Source organism: Mesorhizobium sp. M2C.T.Ca.TU.002.02.1.1 (assembly GCF_003997225.1).
This window is the reverse complement of record NZ_RZTO01000905.1, coordinates 1-2,310: the sequence shown is the minus strand read 5'-3', so window position 1 is coordinate 2,310 and position 2,310 is coordinate 1. Positions and strand designations below refer to the sequence as shown.

Genomic DNA, 2,310 nt, shown 5'->3' with positions numbered 1-2,310 from the left:
GCTTGAAGGTCACTTGGAAGCCGGGCGGCGCCTTCGACAGCAGGTTGACAGTCGAGTCTTCCTGGCCATCGTTCTTGATATCGACCTGGAAGTCGAAGGCCGATTTTGCGGTGCCGCGCAAGGCAGGAAGCTTCGGTTCCAGCGTGAGCTTCGCCGGCTCGGTCTTGGCGAGCGTCATCGCCATGGGCAATTTCAAAACCTCCGTGGAGGCCTTGCCGGACACGGAAAATTTCATTTCCTTGCCGATGTCTCCTGTCGGCGGCGTCAACTTCAGCGTCAGGCTGACCGTGCCGTCCGAGCCGGCGATTGCCGCGGTGACGGGTTTGCCGCCGCCATCGATCTCCCACTTCCAGCTATCGGGCAGGCCATCGACACCGAGTTCGACGCGTTGCGGCGGCAGTCCGCGGTTAGCTAAGTTCAAGGGCACGCTGACGCTCTTGCCGGCCTGGGCCGAAAATTCGGGATAGGGCGTGGTGAGCCACAAGCCGTTCGGCGCCTGGCTGGCGGCGCTCGCGGCGCTTTGTGCGTATGCCTGAGGTGCTGTTGCAACGAGGCCTACTGCGAATAGAGCTGTCACCACATAGGTTGTCGGGTTCGAAAAGGGCACACGAATACCCGCAGGATTCATCAAAACCTCCCGCTCACAAATCGAAAATTATCGTTTTCTTGCAAAGCCTTGGCGACTTTGCGTGGAGAGAAGAGGGGCCTCTTTTGTGGCACGAGTTGGGCGATTCGAACCCGGTAGCGCCCTACTCACGAATTTGTTTATATTTGTAATTGCGCGTGATCGAGGCGGCTATCGCCCCTCGGCGAGATGAGGCTTCAATTCAGGTTTTGTGAGCGCACAAAGAGCGCTCCCGCGCTATTTTCCCTTCCTTTGCCAGTCCTCCACCAGCGAGAAAGGAGCCTGACCAGGTCAGAAGCAGCAACCCGTTCAACGGCGCTATGGATGTCACGAGCCGCATTTCCACCGATCGGGATCACGTTGTTGTAGCTGAGGGAGGCATAGGCTTTGGCTGCGTAATAAAAACAATCCGTGCTCGACGAAAGGCCTTCCCGTCGAAGTCACCGAGAACAAGTGTCTGATCTGCCAAATGGAATATCGCAGCATAAGTCCCGATCTCGACGAGATGAAGACCGACCAGCCCGCAGATGACAAAGAGCAGCGCGGGGTAGCCCCAGTTGACTTGCGGGCCAATCTGTCGAAGCGCCGGATTGCCTCATAGTGCAGGGAAGACGATCCTGTGACGGCGACAAACGTCAAGGCGATGGCAATAAGCATGTTGACGGGGTACCTCGCTATCTCTCCCTTCTGCATCGAGCTACCAGCTGGGAGATCGCTTTGGTGAAGTTGCAATGATTGCACGTAAATGGGTCGAAGAAAGGCGAGGGATCAGCGGCCCGTGCGCGGGGGTCGATGGCGGCGCCGCGCTTCGAGCTTCGTCGCTCCATCAGGGCCTCGTATCGCGACATGACCGGGCGACCAGACTCAAAGAATTGGATTTCCTTGACTTGTGAGCGCATACTGGCTTGCGGCGTTCCTCTCTTTGGAGGGACAAGATCATGCGCCTGGGTGCAAGAAGCATTCCAATCGAATACTACATACTTAGGATTGCCAGGCCGGCCACCCCAAAGTCTAGCGCCGATAACGCTGTCGTCGGCTACCTTGCCGAACGGCCGATCTTCGCCATGGTCGCGGATTCGGCAGGCATTCGCTGCCGCTACGTTGGGTTTGCGCGTGACTGCCCGACGGATGTTATGGCATGCAATCGCTCTCCCCGGGCGAGTGGATCGTCGAGCCGGGCCTCGTTTACAGCTCGGAAGACTGATGTGCCCGCCAGCACTTTCAATTGATCGGGAGCCGCCCGTGATAGTCGGGTAGTCCCACCGCGTCGGCAATTTCCTTCCCGATCACCAGACGCGCCAGGCCGGGCACCGCGAATGCCTTCGTCACCAAGTTGCGGAACAGCAGTCCTAGCTGTGTCCTTGGCGCCAAGGCGATGGCAAATCGCTCCGCGCCCTGCTGTTTTGTTTGGATGTAGTCCCGCAGGAATGCTTCATACCTGATGAAAGCCTCCTGGGGCTGTCCGTCGGCTTTCAAGGGTTCGCCTGCCAGCACATAGGCGGAAATCATCGCCAAGGCTGAACCCTGCCCCATCGGCATATTTCTTGCGCGGCATTTCCGTTTGCAGGTCCAATGCCGTTGGCAGAGGGCCCTCGTCGACGGTGAAGACGAACAGGAAAAGCGTGCGGTTGTGATGCAGCGTGAAACGGCCGACCATTCGCCCCGGCAGCCCGTACATCAAATAC

Annotated in this window: 1 protein-coding gene and 2 pseudogenes; all 3 read right to left on the bottom strand. The window is 58.4% G+C overall.

Annotated features, from left to right (window positions below; translation table 11 throughout):
• Positions 1-628 (bottom strand): annotated as a pseudogene (locus tag EOD07_RS31240) (hypothetical protein); the annotation flags it as partial.
• A 1,218-nt stretch (positions 629-1,846) separates the two neighbouring features.
• Positions 1,847-2,101 (bottom strand): hypothetical protein, encoded by a 255-nt coding sequence (locus tag EOD07_RS31235; protein ID WP_206519612.1) that lies wholly within the window; start codon positions 2,099-2,101, stop codon positions 1,847-1,849.
• Positions 2,058-2,310 (bottom strand): annotated as a pseudogene (locus tag EOD07_RS38250) (hypothetical protein); the annotation flags it as partial. The pseudogene EOD07_RS38250 and the gene EOD07_RS31235, both read right to left, overlap by 44 nt.